This window comes from Enterovibrio baiacu, from assembly GCF_004120195.1.
In the GTDB taxonomy this organism is placed as follows: domain Bacteria; phylum Pseudomonadota; class Gammaproteobacteria; order Enterobacterales; family Vibrionaceae; genus Enterovibrio; species Enterovibrio baiacui.
Genome location: NZ_SCHN01000024.1, coordinates 1 through 17,313, shown reverse-complemented (window position 1 = coordinate 17,313; position 17,313 = coordinate 1). Strand labels below are relative to the sequence as shown.

11 protein-coding genes and 1 pseudogene are annotated in these 17,313 nt (G+C 49.7%); 4 read left to right on the top strand and 8 right to left on the bottom strand.

The window, feature by feature from the left end; all coding sequences use genetic code 11:
* The first annotated feature begins 7 nt into the window (after positions 1-7).
* Positions 8-2,341: a PilZ domain-containing protein gene (locus EQP46_RS21215; RefSeq protein ID WP_129495584.1), complete on the top strand. Its 2,334-nt coding sequence runs from the start codon at positions 8-10 to the stop codon at positions 2,339-2,341.
* A 96-nt stretch (positions 2,342-2,437) separates the two neighbouring features.
* Here EQP46_RS21215 and serB read toward each other — a convergent pair whose 3' ends face one another.
* Complete coding sequence (gene serB / locus EQP46_RS21210) at positions 2,438-3,409, bottom strand: phosphoserine phosphatase (RefSeq protein ID WP_129495537.1); 972 nt, start codon at positions 3,407-3,409, stop codon at positions 2,438-2,440.
* Positions 3,410-3,586: 177 nt separating this feature from the next.
* Between serB and EQP46_RS21205 the strand changes: the two genes are divergently transcribed.
* Positions 3,587-4,195, top strand: a complete 609-nt coding sequence (locus tag EQP46_RS21205; protein WP_129495536.1) for a YtjB family periplasmic protein — start codon at positions 3,587-3,589, stop codon at positions 4,193-4,195.
* Between the two features lie 232 nt (positions 4,196-4,427).
* On the opposite strand, the gene deoD is transcribed toward EQP46_RS21205, so the two are convergent.
* The 7 genes from deoD to prfC all read right to left on the bottom strand — a co-directional run bounded on the left by deoD (position 4,428) and on the right by prfC (position 13,072).
* Positions 4,428-5,153 carry a purine-nucleoside phosphorylase gene (gene deoD, locus EQP46_RS21200; RefSeq protein ID WP_017012557.1) on the bottom strand — a complete coding sequence of 242 codons (726 nt, stop codon included), beginning with the start codon at positions 5,151-5,153 and terminating at the stop codon, positions 4,428-4,430.
* Between the two features lie 32 nt (positions 5,154-5,185).
* Positions 5,186-6,406 (bottom strand): phosphopentomutase, encoded by a 1,221-nt coding sequence (locus EQP46_RS21195; RefSeq protein ID WP_129495535.1) that lies wholly within the window; start codon positions 6,404-6,406, stop codon positions 5,186-5,188.
* Between the two features lie 11 nt (positions 6,407-6,417).
* Positions 6,418-7,749: a thymidine phosphorylase gene (deoA, locus tag EQP46_RS21190; protein WP_129495534.1), complete on the bottom strand. Its 1,332-nt coding sequence runs from the start codon at positions 7,747-7,749 to the stop codon at positions 6,418-6,420.
* Between the two features lie 85 nt (positions 7,750-7,834).
* A complete protein-coding gene (gene deoC, locus EQP46_RS21185) occupies positions 7,835-8,608 on the bottom strand; it encodes a deoxyribose-phosphate aldolase (protein ID WP_129495533.1) in 774 nt (257 codons plus the stop codon).
* A gap of 565 nt (positions 8,609-9,173) precedes the next feature.
* Positions 9,174-10,415, bottom strand: coding sequence for a NupC/NupG family nucleoside CNT transporter (locus EQP46_RS21180; protein ID WP_129495532.1), 1,242 nt, complete (start codon positions 10,413-10,415; stop codon positions 9,174-9,176).
* 201 nt (positions 10,416-10,616) lie between these two features.
* Positions 10,617-11,384, bottom strand: coding sequence for a TatD family hydrolase (locus tag EQP46_RS21175; RefSeq protein ID WP_129495531.1), 768 nt, complete (start codon positions 11,382-11,384; stop codon positions 10,617-10,619).
* A 98-nt stretch (positions 11,385-11,482) separates the two neighbouring features.
* Complete coding sequence (gene prfC / locus EQP46_RS21170; protein ID WP_129495530.1) at positions 11,483-13,072, bottom strand: peptide chain release factor 3; 1,590 nt, start codon at positions 13,070-13,072, stop codon at positions 11,483-11,485.
* 433 nt (positions 13,073-13,505) lie between these two features.
* Here prfC and EQP46_RS21165 point away from each other — a divergent pair.
* A pseudogene (locus EQP46_RS21165) lies at positions 13,506-16,460 on the top strand (immunoglobulin-like domain-containing protein); the annotation flags it as partial.
* Positions 16,461-16,511: 51 nt separating this feature from the next.
* A partial coding sequence (locus tag EQP46_RS24650; protein WP_420841392.1) for an immunoglobulin-like domain-containing protein occupies positions 16,512-17,313 on the top strand: 802 nt, incomplete at its 3' end.

Sequence of the window (17,313 nt, the reverse complement as noted above, 5' to 3'; positions counted from 1 at the left end):
ATTTAGAATGATGCAGGACCAAGACAGGACCCTATACGACCAGCTTCTACCGCTTTATGAAAAAGCGGACTTTGATGCGCAATTAACCCTTCTTACGCCCAACCTTTCCAATTCGGAACGTTTGCTGATTAAGATGGAAATTCGTCGCCTAATGAGCCCATTTCTTAGGCCCATCGATTTGCGCGGTAAAGTGCAGGGAGAATGCCGATCTTATACCCTATCCGGTCTGACACACTGGATGGATGATGTCGCCCTCAACCTCTATCATCGCCGTCTCGACATCTACCAAGGTCAATTAACACAAGGCCTTTGGGATGAGCTTCATTCCACCCCAAACAGCCACCGTGTCCTTCAACGTACTGGCGGCACGCCAACCTCTCAGCAAGAAAATTTTGTCTCGTTAGACGCTGACGCCCTTCGCTTTGGTCATTACCTTTTACGCAGCGAACACCGTATTCAACTTAACAGTCAGGTGCAGGTTTTTCTACCCGACGGGACTGAGGTCAATGGCACCACGTTAGACATTTCTAATTCGGGGATGCGCATAAAGCTACCTGCCGCGTTTCAATACGAAGTGGGCACCGTACTCACCGTCTATTTCCCCCAGCTTGGTGATGAATGCCAAATCCCTGAGCTGTTTACAGGGATAGATTACCGCCTCGTCGGCGTTGAGATTAACCTTGTTCAAGATAATTTCCGCCGCCTGCGTCTTCGTTTGATCACCAGCACCGAGGCGATTAAAGAAGCCATTGATGTGAAGTCTAAATCCGTTGATCTCAACACCATCACGGAGAACAAAGACAAGCTCATTTCGACACGTACGCGCAGCTACGAAAAGATCTACCTTGAAAAAACGCCATCACTGCCGCTGTTTTTCTGTGGCAACGCGCTTCGTTATTGCCTGCTCACAGAGCAAAACCGTGCGCTTTGGGATTACTGGCATGATGAGCGAAATCAACCCGTCATCGACAGACTGTTCTCCCCTGAGAGAATGCAAAATTTGGCCCTTGAAGGGTTAAATTGCAGCGAAACCTTGGTGTATTGTTTTAGCCACGAACACACGGATAAAACCTATTTCTTCTCGGCCTGTCCGACGGAAATGAGCACCGAGCTTCGTCACCTGTTTTGGCACATTGGTAGCGCCCGTCCCTCTTGGCGCGTACTCCGCGTGACGATGACAAAGATCAGCGAAGAAGACGCTATCCGTCTGCAAGAAGTCTCGCCCGCTTACATTCACCAGATTGACGAACTGACGCACATAGCTACCATCCAAGATCTGACCTTGGCACACTCGAACGCCGATTTCAGGCACCCGCTCAAACCCAAGATCCCGGCGAAGAGCTTGAACCAATACTTGCACCCGCGCACCAGCATTTCTGCCATAGAAGCGGTGCCATCATTGCTTGCTCCTCAGCGCAAAGAGCCGCGCTACAAGCACAGAACGGGCGCAACATTGATCCACCATGTTAGCGGTGAAATTCAAGCACAAACCGTCGACTTTTCATCGAGTGGATTGAACTTAAAACTCACGCGCCCATTCAGCGGCACCAAAGCACAAGAAGTGGCGATCACCTTTAATGACTTCAAACGCGTCGATCCCAAAGCCCCGCTGGGCAATGTGCCGTACAAAGTCGTTCGCATCAGTGAAGACCGCACCAATGTCACGCTGGTGCTGATTAAAGACAGACACAGCAGACACCGCAGCGAATACCTTCAGCGATTGATTGAACACAACCAGCATAGATTGATCCTCGACAGCGAGAAAATGCCCGATCCGCCGTTGGTGGAAGCCATGCACCAAATGCTATTAACACGTTTGTCCGCTACGCCGTATTTCCTCTGTAAAAAAGGCGAGAACTTGCAACTGGCGGCCGTCGGCATTAATTACCCAGGAAATGAGCTCAGTCGCCTATTAGAAAGCCCATCTCAGCAAGGCCTTGTCTCACTCTCGCCTGTGTTGGGAGAGCACATCGCCAAATTGAGTGCGAGCATTCTTCGCCAGCGCAATCGACTCACTCAAATCAAACATGAGTTTTATGTGGCGGTACAGTTTGAGAACAATGCCGTCATTGATATCAAAGCCCGAATATTAGAAAGCTTTGCTTCACCAGAAGAACGCCGTTTCTTCGTATCGCAAGCCCGCAAAAAAGGGAAGTTCTTTGCAGTGAGGAACTGGCTACAGCCTATCAATGAAGGCGGCCAATACCTTAACTCGGCCGTCGTCGAAGAAATCATGATGCAGTCCTCCATGAAGGCAAGGCAGCTTGAAAGCGAGTTCATTGATCTGTGCGCGTATGGCGAGATAACCGACGTCACCGACGAGGTACTGCTGAGGTTATAGCCCCGCTAACCGGCGGGATATCAGACACGAAAAAGGCCACGTGGAAACACGTGGCCTTTTGCATATTCTGGTTAACTGACTAACAGGCTGATAACGTTAGCCTTTCCAGCTTAAACGCTGTGGCAACAACGATGCCGACAGCACACATAATACGCCACCAAGATCAGCATGGCGGATCGCCACTTGCGCTTCTTGCTGCACTTTCGGCTTGGCATGGTAGGCGATGCCTAAGCCCGCGGCTGACATCATCTTCAGGTCATTCGCGCCATCACCCACAGCGATGGTGTTGGTTGGCGTTAATTCATAGCGATACGTCAGATCGTCGAGAATATCTGCCTTACGCTGCGCATCAACCACTTGCCCTGCCACTTCTCCGGTGAGCTTGCCATTTTCAATGACGAGTTGGTTAGACTCAGCGTGCGCGAGAGAAAGCTGGTCACGCAGTGAATCAGAGAACCAGGTGAAACCGCCCGATGCGATGGCCACTTTCCAACCACGTGCTTGCAGCGATGCGGTTAACTGACGCATACCCGGCATCAAGGGTAAGTTGTCGCGTACTTGCTCAAGGACAGACACATCCGTGCCTTTCAATGTGCCCACACGCTCACGTAGGCTTTGTTCGAAATCAAGCTCACCCTGCATCGCACGCTCAGTCACCGCGGCAACTTGCTCACCCACGCCCGCCAGTTTGGCAATCTCATCAATGCATTCGATTTGAATGGCGGTAGAATCCATGTCGAACAGCGCAAGGCCAGGTTCGAACAAGTTAGGAATATTGTCGAGCAGTGCACAGTCGAGTGACAGCGCGTCGGCGAGGGCTAAAATTTCTGGGGTCAACTCTCCGCGCATTAATAGCACTTCATAAGGACCCACCGTCCAACCCGCGAGTGGTTGTGCTGCTTCACCGGTTAAAAAGGCCAAATCATCGAGGTAGGAAGGGCTGATGTGCAAGCCATAAAGCATCCAGCCTGCTTGTCGGCAATCCGATGGGCGAAAATGGCGAATCGAGGGAAAGCGTGTTAAGAGTTTAGTGTGCTTCTTGATCGCGAAAACTGAAGTTGCATCCATTGCAAAAAAATCCTTATCGAAAACTCGCTTTACTATATCAAAGAGTGCGAGTGATCACATTAGCGATAGCAGCGTGTTAAGCCAAGGGGCGACTTGCATTTTTTCAACTTGGACAGCAAACTGAGGTCGCGCTGAATTTTTGCGGAGCCGATGCCCGCACTTGGCTTTGGACAGCTTATGCTACAAATAAATAAAAAACGCCTACGCCGACTTTGGCAATTTTTCGTGGTTGTCGCGGGTTTCGCGACCATCATGATGCTCTTTATGTACAGCAACCAGCTCAATAATCGCAACTACAAAATGCTGTATGAGCAAACAGAATCTCTTTCTCGTGTGATCCTGCGTCAAGCAGCAGCAACGGCATACCCTGCTGTGGCCAACGATCAAATTGAAGTCCTCGACGGATTGGTTGCTCGCCTACAAGAAGAGAAACTGATCCTTGATGCGGCCGTCTATGACCAACGCGGTAATCTCCTCGCAAGCTCTGTGGGCGCGATGCCCCTTGAGCAATTAACGGGTATCAATACGCCATTATCCGTTGCGAGCATTGGTCGTCAGCAGTTGGTTGAACCCATCGCTCATGACGGCCATATGGCAGGTTTTGTGCGTATCACGCTTGAACACGCAGAAGTGATTAAAGCGGCGTCGAACCGTTTGGAGCAAAGCATCAACTTGGTACGCGCCATGATCCTCGTCGCTATCGTGACGGGGGCGCTACTGATTTTCACTTTCGCGAATCGGAAAGATTTGTGGCGCTCGACATTTTTGTTGAAGAGTAACGATTGAAAGAGCGAGATGTGAGTGTCGAGATTAGAGACTAGAGACTAGAGACTAGAGACTAGAGACTAGAGACTAGAGACTAGAGACTAGAGACTAGAGACTAGAGACTAGAGACTAGAGACTATCGTTGACTGAGATGATCTGCTCTCTTCTCGAAACTCGAAACTCGAAACTTATAGATTTTAAACACAAAAAAGGATGGCCTAAGCCATCCTTTTGTCTTTCTGAACTGGGCAGATTACGCTTCTTCAGCGTCGCCTAGCAGTACAGATTCAAGTGCGATTTCAATCATTTCGTTGAACGTGGTTTGACGCTCTTCTGATGTTGTTTGTTCGCCAGTCTTGATGTGGTCAGATACGGTACAGATGGTCAGTGCTTTCGCGCCGAATTCTGCAGCAACACCGTAGATGCCTGCTGCTTCCATTTCAACACCTAGAATGCCGTACTTCGCCATGGTGTCGAAGAATGCTGGCTCTGGTGAGTAGAACAGGTCAGCAGAGAAGATGTTACCTACACGTACGTTGATGCCTTTTGCTTTCGCTGCATCCACCGCGTTACGGGTCATGTCGAAATCTGCAATCGCTGCAAAGTCGTGGCCGTTGAAACGCGTACGGTTGATTTTCGCATCCGTTGATGCACCAACACCGATAACAACATCACGCAGTTTCACGTCTTCACGCACTGCACCACAGCTACCTACGCGAATGATTTTCTTCACGCCGAAGTCTTTGATCAGCTCAGTCGCGTAGATTGAGCATGATGGGATACCCATACCGTGGCCCATAACAGAGATCTTACGACCTTTGTACGTACCGGTGTAACCGTACATGTTGCGAACATCACAAACTTGCTTAACGTCAGCAAGGAAAGTTTCTGCAATGTACTTTGCGCGAAGCGGATCGCCTGGCATAAGTACAACGTCTGCAAAGTCACCCATTTCGGCATTGATATGTGGAGTTGCCATGTGTTAGTTCCTTTTGATCAAAGTAGGTCGGATTACAGGAATGATTTACCGTATTCCATATCTGAAGTACCAAAGTACTGAGCCAAAGTTTGGCCAATATCTGCAAAGGTTTCGCGACGGCCCAATGAGCCCGCTGGCACTTTCTTGCCATAAACCAGCACTGGGATGTGCTCACGCGTGTGATCAGAACCCGGCCAGGTTGGATCGCAACCGTGGTCAGCGGTCAGGATCAGAAGATCGTTTTCATCAAGCATCTCGATAATTTCTGGTAGACGCTTATCGAAATACTCAAGTGCAGCGGCATAGCCCGCTACATTACGGCGGTGGCCGTAGTGCGAGTCAAAGTCAACGAAGTTGGTGAAGACGATGCTGTTGTCACCTGCCGCGGTAATCGCATCTTTGGTGGCATCAAACAAGGCTTCTAGACCCGTTGCTTTCACTTTCTGGGTAATGCCAACATGGGCGTAGATATCTGCAATCTTACCGATGGAGATAACGTTGCCAGACTTTTCTTCAACCAGCTTTTGAAGCACGGTAGCAGCTGGCGGCTCAACAGACAGATCTCGGCGGTTACCTGTGCGCTCAAATTGGCCTTTACCTGGGCCAACGAATGGGCGCGCGATAACACGACCAATGTTGTAGTCTTCCAATTCTTCACGTGCAATCTGGCAAAGCTCGAGCAAACGATCCAGACCGAAGGTGTCTTCATGACACGCGATTTGGAATACCGAGTCTGCAGAGGTATAGAAGATAGGAAGACCTGTCTTCATGTGCTCTTCACCAAGCGCATCCAACACTTCTGTGCCTGATGCATGGCAGTTACCCAAAAAGCCGGAGAGACCCGCGCGCGCTAGAATACGGTCTGTGAGTTCTTTCGGGAAGCTGTTTTCTTTGTCTGTGAAATATCCCCAATCAAACAGCACAGGCACACCTGCAATTTCCCAGTGACCAGACGGTGTATCTTTGCCTGACGACAATTCTTTCGCATGGCCATAAGCACCGATAATGTCAGCGTTTGGATCAAGACCTGCTGGGAAAGTGCCTGACGATTCTTCGCCCGCTTTACCGAGGCCAAGACGGGTCAGGTTAGGCAAAGTAAGAGGACCTTGGCGATCATCGTTGTTTGCTTCGCCTGCTGCACACGCTTTCGCGATTGAACCTAGCGTATCTGCACCTACATCGCCAAACTTGACGGCGTCTTCAGATGCCCCGATCCCGAATGAATCTAGAACCAAAATAATAGCGCGTTTCATGGTCGCCTCCGTTAGACGTCTTGTGGGCCAATTTGGCGATACACATCTGGCGTTGCCTGAGGTGCGTCGTCAGCGATAACCATCGCGGCCTGAAGTTGTTCCGCTGCTTGTTGCCATTGCGCTTCGTCCTTCGCATGCACAACCGCTAGCGGTGTTGAGCTATCAGCCTGCATTCCTAAACGGATCACATCGCTAAAGCCCACTGAGTAGTCAATGGTGTCACTGGCAACACGGCGTCCGCCGCCGAGCCCGACCACTGCCATCCCCATCGCTCGAGTATCCATTGCAGAGACAAATCCCGCGTTGGATGCAAAGACAGGTTTGATAACATTGGCGGTCGCCAAGTACTTACCGTAATTTTCTACGAAATCGAGCGGCCCGCCTAGGCCTGCCACCATTTTACCGAAACATTCTGCCGCCTTGCCGTTGTCCAGCACCGTTTGCAGTTTTTGTTTTGCTTCAGCATCGTTCGCAGCCAAACCGCTGATCACCAACATTTCTGCACATAGCGCCATCGTGACCGCATACAAACGCGGGTTACGGTATTCGCCTGTGAGGAACTGTACGGCTTCTTTCACTTCGAGTGCATTACCTGCGCTCGACGCCAGCACTTGGTTCATGTCAGTCAGCAACGCACTGGTGCGTGTTCCCGCTCCGTTAGCGACAGCGACAATCGATTTCGCTAATTCTTCGGACTGTGCGTAAGTCGGCATGAAGGCGCCAGACCCTACTTTCACGTCCATCACGAGTGACTCCAGACCTGCAGCCAGCTTCTTCGACAAAATAGACGCGGTGATGAGCGAAATATTGTCGACAGTCGCCGTCACATCACGTGTTGCGTATACACGCTTGTCCGCTGGGGCTAAATCGCCCGTTTGGCCGATGATGGCAACACCCGCTTCACGGGTTACCTGACCAAATACGTCATTGGTCGGGGTGATGTTGTAGCCTGGAATAGACTCTAGTTTATCCAATGTACCGCCAGTATGGCCTAGGCCACGGCCTGAGATCATCGGTACATAGCCACCACATGCTGCCACCATTGGGCCTAGCATTAATGAGGTGACATCACCCACTCCGCCGGTACTGTGCTTGTCGACGATTGGGCCGTCAAAATGCATGTGTGACCAATCAATCACCATGCCTGAATCACGCATTGCACAGGTCAGTGCGACGCGCTCATCCATGGTCATGTCATTGAAATACACAGCCATTGCAAACGCGGCTATTTGTCCTTCAGAGACTGTGTCGCTCGCCACGCCTTTGATAAAAAAGTTAATCTCGTCAGACGTTAGCGCGATGTTGTCGCGTTTCTTTCTGATGATTTCTTGGGGAAGGTACATAAAACACCTCACAAACAAGGAACAGACGAAGGTCTATTGGATGGGGAATGCATCGCACTCCCCGATCGCTACATAATCGAGAGGATCAGTAGCCGCCTTCTGCCGCTTTCTCGCCTTCACCCAAGGTGTGAAGTAGGTTCGCAAGTAGGCTTGAAGCACCAAAACGGTAGTGCGCGTTGTCCGCCCACTCACCACCAAGGATGCGATCTGCCATCGCAAGGTATTCTGCTGCGTCTTCCGCAGTACGTACGCCGCCAGCAGGTTTGAAACCTACTCTCTCAGCAACACCCATGTCTTTGATCACGGTCAGCATGATTTCAGCAGATTCAGGGGTTGCGTTAACAGGCACTTTACCCGTTGAGGTTTTAATGAAATCAGCGCCCGCTTCGATAGCGATCTCAGAAGCACGTTTGATCAACGCCGCTTCTTTCAGTTCGCCCGTTTCGATGATCACTTTCAACGTAATATCGCCACACGCTGCTTTACACTGCTTAACCAGTTCAAAGCCTGTGTTTTCATCGCCAGCGATAAGCGTGCGGTATGGGAATACAACGTCAACTTCATCAGCGCCGTAAGCCACTGCAGCTTTGGTTTCAGCAACCGCGATCTCAATGTCGTCGTTACCGTGTGGGAAGTTTGTCACGGTCGCGATTTTAATCTCAGGGGTACCTTGCTCACGAAGCTGTTTTTTTGCAACAGGGATGAAGCGTGGGTAGATGCAGATAGCAGCAGTATTGCCAGCAGGGCTTTTCGCGCTCTTACACAGTTCGATAACTTTCGCGTCAGTGTCGTCATCGTTCAGGGTAGTAAGATCCATCAGTTTAAGGGCACGTAGTGCTGCTGATTTTAATTCGCTCATGACTTTCTCCAGTCTAAATTTTCAAAACCAAGTGACAAACTCAACATCAAAAGGTGACGTTCAATTTGATGAGCGGACTTGGCTCCATGAAGTTTGGTGTGCTTATTGTGCATATTCAAATAAACATCAAACCAACCAACAATCCTTGTTGCCGCGCACCCCGTTGCCGGGATGTCTACCCAAGTACCGATGCAGATCCGGTTCACTCAGGCGTCTATGTTTCACTGCTCCGCTGACTGTGTGAAACTGAGATGAAATTTAGTGAAATACCACCTCTGAATCTTTGACAGCGCTCACCAATTTTACCAATGTTCTTCAGCAAGCACTAGGTGTTACCTGTTTCTGTTGAAAAACACTGTGTTGATTATTCGCCTCATCAACACTGTGTTTTCTCTTATCAACAGCACTTAAAAATATACGCCGCGATCTGGCATGTCTGTGTCTTATTCGTGGGGAATAATTACGACTCCTTCAATCCGTATTGAGCACGGCTTCTTTTGTCGTATCAGGCATAAAAAAACCGCCTCACGAGGAGGCGGTTTTCAACGTCTTTTTTACTGCTAAATTACAGAGCGGCTAGCGTCAGGAAGAAGCCTGCAATGGTCGCACTCATCAAGTTAGACAGTGTACCTGCAGCAACAGCTTTCATACCGAAGCGTGCGATGTCGTGGCGACGTGTTGGTGCGATGCTGCCTAGACCACCCAGAAGGATAGCAACAGAAGACAGGTTAGCAAAACCACACAGTGCGAACGAGATAATCGCAACAGTCTTGTCTGACAGTTCAGCGATCATTGGCGTGAAGTTCAGGTAAGCAACGAATTCGTTCACAACGATCTTCTGACCGATGAAAGAACCTGCTAGGTCAGCTTCAGACCAAGGCACACCGATAAGGAATGCAAGCGGTGCGAACACCTTACCTAGCAACCACTCAAGGGTTAGACCTTCCATACCGAACCAGCCACCGATGCCGCTAAGCATGCCGTTGATCAGCGCGATAAGGCCGATGAATGCCAACAGCATTGCACCGATGTTCAGCGCAAGTTGCATACCAGAAGATGCGCCGCCAGCAGCTGCATCGATAAGGTTTGCAGGCTTGTCTTCTTCTTCATCATCAGAATCTTTACCGAACTGCTCAATAGGTTGATCAGTTTCAGGCTTGATGATTTTCGCGAACAGAAGACCACCTGGTGCTGCCATGAATGAAGCGGCAATCAGGTAAGAAAGAGGAACACCCATCGCTGCGTAACCTGCTAGTACACCACCTGCAACAGATGCCATACCACCACACATTACTGCGAACAACTCTGATTGGGTCATTTTTGGTACGTAAGGACGAACAACCAAAGGTGCTTCAGTTTGACCTACGAAAATGTTCGCCGTTGCAGACATTGATTCTGCGTGCGACGTACCCAGTACTTTACGTAGTGCGCCACCCAGGATGCGGATAACAAACTGCATGATACCTAGGTAGTAAAGTACGCTGATCAGCGCAGAGAAGAACACAACGGTTGGCAACACTTGGAAAGCAAAGATAAAACCAATGCCATCTACAGAGAAGTTAACCAGGCTACCAAACAGGAAGCCAATACCGTCTTTACCGTAGTTGATCACGTTCTGTACTGCGTTTGCCATACCATTCAGCAGGGTTTGGCCCCACGGAACGAACAGGATAAAACCACCCAGGATAAACTGGATAGCAAACGCACCACCAACGGTACGAATGTTAATTGCTTTGCGGTTATCAGATAGAAGCACTGCGATAGCAAGCAGTACAACCATCCCTACAAGGCTCATAATCAGGCTCATATTAAGGGGTTCCTAAAAAATCTTGGCGTCTCGACAAATTGGAATGTATTTCCGGCGGCGATTATACGCTTGAGTTCGCACCCATAGGAATGCATTAGTCACACTTAGAGTGAAAATTACGGCTCAATTCACTCAGAAAGGTGATATTGATCATATTTTGTGACGTATGTCTTACGCAAACGTTTAGGCAAACGATGAAATCTAGCTGTTCAACGCAAATAGCTGACGCGCGTTTTGCGATGTTGCTTGAATAATTTCATCTACACTGCTGTCTTTTAAACCCGCCAGAGCTTCAGCAATGAGCAATAAACGCTCAGGTAAATTGGGCTCACCTTGGTAGCCAGAGACGGGCATGTCCGGGGCATCCGTTTCCAATACCATTGCGGAAATCGGTAATTCTGCAATGGCATTTCGGGTTTTGTTGGCACGTTCATAGGTAATGGTTCCACCAATCCCGAGCAAAAAACCACGTTTAATATAGTTCAGCCCCATCTCTTTGCTGCCACTAAACGCGTGCAAAACACCTTTTACATTTGGAAAACCGTTAAGCACCTGCAAAAGTTCATTGTGCGCTTTTCGACAATGGAGAATGACGGGAAGTTGGAATGTTTCTGCAAGGGTGAGTTGCTGCTTCAATATGTCAATTTGTGCCTGAGGGTTTGCATCATCGATCATAAAATCCAGCCCACACTCGCCCACCGCAACACACTTTTCGGGAGACGTTGCCAAAAACGCTTCCAATGCGGCGATGTCTCCCTCTTGGTGTGAAGATGACCACACAGGGTGCAAGCCCACGGCAAAATAGAGCGGAGAATGAGAGGCAGAAAGTGATTGCACGGATGACCATCGGTCTGCAGTCACACTAGGCACGATGATCGACGTGAGCCCCGCATCCACTGAGCGAGATACCCAATAAGCAGGATCATCACCAAAAGGAGGGAAATCGAAGTGGCAGTGAGTATCTATCATCTGAATTCCTTTTTCTTTTTCCTTAGCATACAAAAAAGCCGTCAATTAAGACGGCTTTTGTTTAGATCATGCATGTTGCCAACCGCAACAGTGCTGAATCAATGCTCGCGAGTGGCGCGGAAACTGACGTCAGGGTGACGTTCTTGCGTCAAACTCAGGTTTACCATGGTTGGCGCAATGTACGTTAAGTTGTCACCGCCATCCAACGCAAGGTTAGACTGGTTCTTACGCTGGAAATCATCCAACTTCTTACCATCAGTGCATTCAACCCAACGCGCTGTCGCAACGTTCACTGGCTCATAAATCGCTTCTACGTTGTACTCAGACTTCAAACGCGCAACAACCACGTCAAACTGAAGTACACCGACCGCACCGACGATCAAGTCGTTAGACACAAGCGGACGGAACACCTGCACTGCACCTTCTTCAGACAGCTGAACAAGCCCCTTCAGCAATTGTTTTTGCTTCAGTGGATCACGCAGACGAATGCGACGGAACAATTCTGGTGCGAAGTTAGGAATGCCTGAGAACTTCAAATCTTCACTTTGAGTGAAGGTATCACCAATCTGAATCGTGCCGTGGTTGTGCAAACCAATAATGTCGCCGGCATAGGCTTCAGCCGCGCGCGAACGGTCGCCTGCCATGAAGGTTACCGCATCAGAAATAGACACCATTTTACCGGTGCGTACATGCTTCATTTTCATGCCTTGACTGTATTTGCCTGACACGATGCGCATGAATGCAATGCGGTCGCGGTGTTTTGGATCCATGTTTGCTTGGATCTTAAAGACGAAACCACTGAATTTGTCTTCGCTTGATTCAACCGCACGCTCATGCGCTTGGCGAGCCAACGGCTTAGGCGCCCACTCCGTCAAACCATCCAACATGTGGTCAACACCAAAGTTACCCAGTGCGGTACCAAAGAAGACTGGCGTCAGTTCACCTTGAGTAAACAGTTCTTGATCGAACTCGTGTGACGCACCAATAACCAGTTCAAGCTCATCACGCAGTTGCGCGGCAAGATCATCACCAATCGCCGTATCAAGCTCAGGGTTGTCCAACCCTTTAATGATGCGTTTTTCTTGGATCGTATGACCTTGACCTGTTTGATACAGAATCGATTCATCACGGTGAATGTGGTAAACGCCTTTGAACTCTTTACCACAACCAATCGGCCAAGAGACTGGCGCACAAGCGATGTTCAGCTCGTTCTCAACTTCATCAAGCAATTCCATTGGATCACGAATGTCACGGTCCAATTTGTTCATGAAGGTTACGATTGGTGTATCGCGAAGACGGGTAACTTCCATCAGCTTGCGTGTGCGATCCTCAACACCTTTCGCAGCGTCGATAACCATCAAGCAGGAGTCAACAGCCGTCAGAGTACGGTAAGTATCTTCAGAGAAGTCTTCGTGTCCCGGCGTATCAAGAAGGTTTACCAAGCAATCGTTATACGGGAACTGCATCACCGACGTCGTCACCGAGATACCACGTTCTTTTTCCATTTCCATCCAGTCTGATTTCGCATGTTGGTTAGAACCGCGACCTTTAACTGTGCCGGCTTTCTGGAGCGCGTTTCCGAACAATAACACTTTTTCAGTGATTGTTGTTTTACCGGCATCCGGGTGCGAAATAATCGCAAACGTACGGCGTTTGTCGACTTCTTGCTGGAATGGAGAGTTTGACATGCTTGGGCAATTTCCGGGTTAGGCAGTGCGGGAGTTCCGCAGATCTGCGTGTCATATTAAATCGGCAGGTATTTTGTACGATCTGGCGCATAGACTCAACGTTGAAGCCTAAATTACGCTGAGATAATTCTCGCCCAGTGTTGTTAACATACGAAATGTTCTTCAAACCTTGAACTGATTCGAAAGCCCCCTTTCAGGTTTACTCTTTCCCATACCTGTATATAACCAGTAATACACTGAGCATTCGCGCTTAAATATCATCGATATATCAACGCTTAATCATCAATATGTTTTTACAGCACTTATCACCCTTTGAAACATCTCCTTAAACAACCGCGTAAATTCTGATTGTTTTCAATCGTCACATATATGAGACTTATGTGTCTATATAGATGCATACACATTTGTTTCACCTATCTGCAGGAAAGCGTTCATGGATTCGATCATTACCAAGCAGCCAGCGACAGTCATTTCAGTCAACGGAAACGTTCATGTCAAAGTTAATGGAAAAGAGGTTCATCTTTCTGAATTAACGGACGTCACGGCAGGTACTGAAATCATTATCCCTGAAGGTACTAACGCTCTCCTTGCATTAGAAGATGGGAGCGCACTGCCGCTAGGCGTGACTGAAACCGATGAGTTCTCGCTCGATAGCCTTAGTCAAGATGCCGAAATTGCCGCCTTGCAAGCGCTCTTACTCAATGAAGACTTCGACCCCACGCAAGCGCTAGAAGCAACAGCAGCTGGAGGAACGACGTCAAACACAGGCTCTCAAGCACCTACCACCATCGGCCGAGCCGCGAACGAAACATTAGCCAAAGCGGGATACGACACCGAAGGGGTGAGTCGTGAATTCAATACTGTCAGGGTGGAAAGAGGTGATACCACAGACACTCGCTTAGCCTCTGGTAGCGATGGATCTGCGCCGACCGAACCGCTGACACCAGCAGTGCCAACGCCAACCATTGATGCGACCTTTACACTCTCATCAGAGACGAATGGTAAAGACATTGTGGAAGGGGGTGAAATCACCTACATCGTCACCCTTAACGAACAAGCACAAGAAGACATCACCATCACCCTAAGCAATGGCGAAAACATTACGGTGCTGGCGGGTGAAACCGTTGGACAAGTCGCAGTCAGCACGCGAGAGGATGACCTCTACAAAGATGACGACAAAGCACTGACCGTCACCATCGACAACATTTCTGAGAATAGTTTTGATAGCTCTACGCCTCAAGGTACGGTGACGAATCAGGTTGTTGATGACAGTGATATCACGACCATCACACTCAGCGCTAACACCGCAAACGGTACAGTCATTGAAGGTGGCAAGATTACTTACATAGTGACCTTGAGCACCGAGGCAAACGAAGACATTACCATAACGTTGAGTAACCAACAGATCATCACTATTAAAGCAGGTGAACTATCCGGCTCCGTCGATGCAAGTGTTCGCGATGACGATCACTACACCCAAGATGACCAGACGATAAACGTTACAATCGACAATGTCTCAAACAACACTTTTGAGAGCACTGTTTTGGTCGGGAACATCACGCATACAGTGATAGATGATTCTGACACCACCACCGCCACCTTGAGCTCGGACACCAACGGGCAAGACATTACAGAAGGCAGCACCATCACATACACCGTGACTTTGAATGCCCCAACCAATGAAGACATCACGGTCCCCCTGAGCAACGCGGAAACCATCACCATCAAAGCGGGTGAAAGTGAAGGCTCGGTGACTGTTGATGTCCGTGCTGATGACCTTTATCAGCAAGTTGACCAAGCACTGACCGTAAACATCGATAACGTATCAAGTAACAGCTTTGAAGATGTAAAGCTGGAAGGTACGGTGAAAAACACAGTCGTAGATGATAGCGACACCGTGACCGTCAAACTGACCGCGTCTGGCTCTGTCAACGAAGGTGATGAAATCACCTACACTGCAACGTTAGAAAGCGGCATCGCCAAAAATGACATTACCGTCACCTTGGCGAACGGTGAGAAGATCACCATCACCGCGGGCGAAACATCAGGTACTGTTACTACGGACGTTGCCAACGACATTTACGACTCCGCTGACATCATCAACAGCATTGCCAATGTCACTGAGACAGGAAACAACGCTAAGCTGGAAGACCTGCAAGCAGATGGCGCAACCGTCACCACGACTGTGGCTGATATCATCGAAAACGGCGATACCGCCACCCTGACCCTGAACAATGTCACCGTAAAAGAAGGCACAGATAAAGCCACCATCACGGGCTCGCTCGACCACACACCAAAGACTGAAGTCACGGTAACGCTAAGCAACGGTGCCACCCTCACCTTCGGTACCGATTACACGCCGGGTACCTTGGTGACCTCCACGCCATTCGATATCAACAACGGTGAAGATGTCGTGGTTGATGCATCTGACACCACCTATGACGTGACCGTCACGGGCGGTGAATTTGAATCTCTGACCTCACCAGACAGCATCACTGTCTCTGTTGAAGACACCATCGATGCCGTGACCGTCAAACTCACTGCGTCTGACAAGGTCAACGAAGGTGGCAAGATCACTTACACCGCCACACTAGAAGGCGGCGTTGCGAAAAACGACATTACCGTCACACTGGCGAACGGTGAAGAAATCACTATCAAAGCAGGTCAGACCGAAGGCACTGTCACCGCAGATGTTGCCAACGATATTTACCACTCCGATAACATCACCAACAGCATTGCTAATGTCACTGAGACAGGAAACAACGCTAAGCTGGAAGACCTGCAAGCAGATGGTGCAACCGTCACCACGACTGTGGCTGATATCATCGAAAACGGCGATACGGCCACCTTGACGCTGAACAATGTCACGGTTGAAGAAGGCACAGATAAAGCCACCATCACGGGCTCGCTCGACCACACACCAAAGACTGAAGTCACGGTGACATTAAGCAACGGGGCTACCCTCACCTTCGGCACCGATTACACGCCAGGCACCTTGGTGACCTCCACGCCATTCGCTATCAACAACGGTGAAGATGTCGTGGTTGATGCGTCAAACATTACCTATGACGTAACCGTCACGGGCGGTGAATTTGAATCTCTGACCTCACCAGACAGCGTCACTGTCTCTGTTGAAGACACCATCGACACCGTCACCGTGAAACTCACTGCGTCTGACAAGGTCAACGAAGGTGGCAAGATCACTTACACCGCCACACTAGAAGGCGGCGTTGCGAAAAACGACATCACAGTGACTTTGGCTAACGGCGAAGAAATCACTATCAAAGCGGGTCAGACCGAAGGCACTGTCACCGCAGACGTTGCCAACGATATTTACGACTCCGCTGACATCACCAACAGCATTGCCAATGTCACCGAGGCGGGTGACAACGCTAAGTTAGAAGACCTTCAAGCAGATGGCACTACCGTCACCACTGACGTGGCCGACGTGTTGGAAGATGGTGATGCCGCGACCCTGACACTGAACAATGTCACGGTTGAAGAAGGCACAGAAAAAGCCACCATCACGGGCTCGCTCGACCACACACCAAAGACTGAAGTCACGGTGACATTAAGCAACGGGGCCACCCTCACCTTCGGCACCGATTACACGCCGGGTACCTTGGTGACCTCCACGCCATTTGATATCAACAACGGTGAAGACGTTGTAGTCGATGCGTCTGACACCACCTATGACGTAACCGTCACGGGCGGTGACTTTGAATCTCTGACCTCACCAGACAGCGTCACTGTCTCTGTTAAAGACACCATCAACACCGTGACCGTCAAACTCACTGCGTCTGACAAGGTCAACGAAGGTGGCCAGATTACTTACACCGCAACCCTCGTGGGCGGTGAAGCCCAAAACGACATTACCGTCACACTGGCGAACGGTGAAGAAATCACTATCAAAGCAGGTCAGACTGCAGGCTCGACCACCACGGATGTGGCTAACGACCTTTACACCTCCGATAACATCACCAACAGCATTGCAAGCATCACCGAGACGGGCGACAACGCTAAGCTGGAAGATCTGCAAGCAGATGGCGCCACCGTCACCACTACAGTGGCTGATATCATCGAAAACGGCGATGCGGCCACCCTGACGCTGAACAATGTCACGGTTGAAGAAGGCACAGACAAAGCCACCATCACAGGCTCGCTCGACCACACGCCAAAGACTGATGTAACAGTAACCCTAAGCAACGGGGCTACCCTCACCTTCGGCACCGACTACACGC

Coding starts and splice junctions, on each gene's coding strand:
- EQP46_RS21215 (WP_129495584.1), top strand. CDS start 8: ATGATGCAGGACCAAGACAGGACCCTATACGACCAGCTTCTACCGCTT.
- serB (WP_129495537.1), bottom strand. CDS start 3,409: ATGGATGCAACTTCAGTTTTCGCGATCAAGAAGCACACTAAACTCTTA.
- EQP46_RS21205 (WP_129495536.1), top strand. CDS start 3,587: ATGCTACAAATAAATAAAAAACGCCTACGCCGACTTTGGCAATTTTTC.
- deoD (WP_017012557.1), bottom strand. CDS start 5,153: ATGGCAACTCCACATATCAATGCCGAAATGGGTGACTTTGCAGACGTT.
- EQP46_RS21195 (WP_129495535.1), bottom strand. CDS start 6,406: ATGAAACGCGCTATTATTTTGGTTCTAGATTCATTCGGGATCGGGGCA.
- deoA (WP_129495534.1), bottom strand. CDS start 7,749: ATGTACCTTCCCCAAGAAATCATCAGAAAGAAACGCGACAACATCGCG.
- deoC (WP_129495533.1), bottom strand. CDS start 8,608: ATGAGCGAATTAAAATCAGCAGCACTACGTGCCCTTAAACTGATGGAT.
- EQP46_RS21180 (WP_129495532.1), bottom strand. CDS start 10,415: ATGAGCCTGATTATGAGCCTTGTAGGGATGGTTGTACTGCTTGCTATC.
- EQP46_RS21175 (WP_129495531.1), bottom strand. CDS start 11,384: ATGATAGATACTCACTGCCACTTCGATTTCCCTCCTTTTGGTGATGAT.
- prfC (WP_129495530.1), bottom strand. CDS start 13,072: ATGTCAAACTCTCCATTCCAGCAAGAAGTCGACAAACGCCGTACGTTT.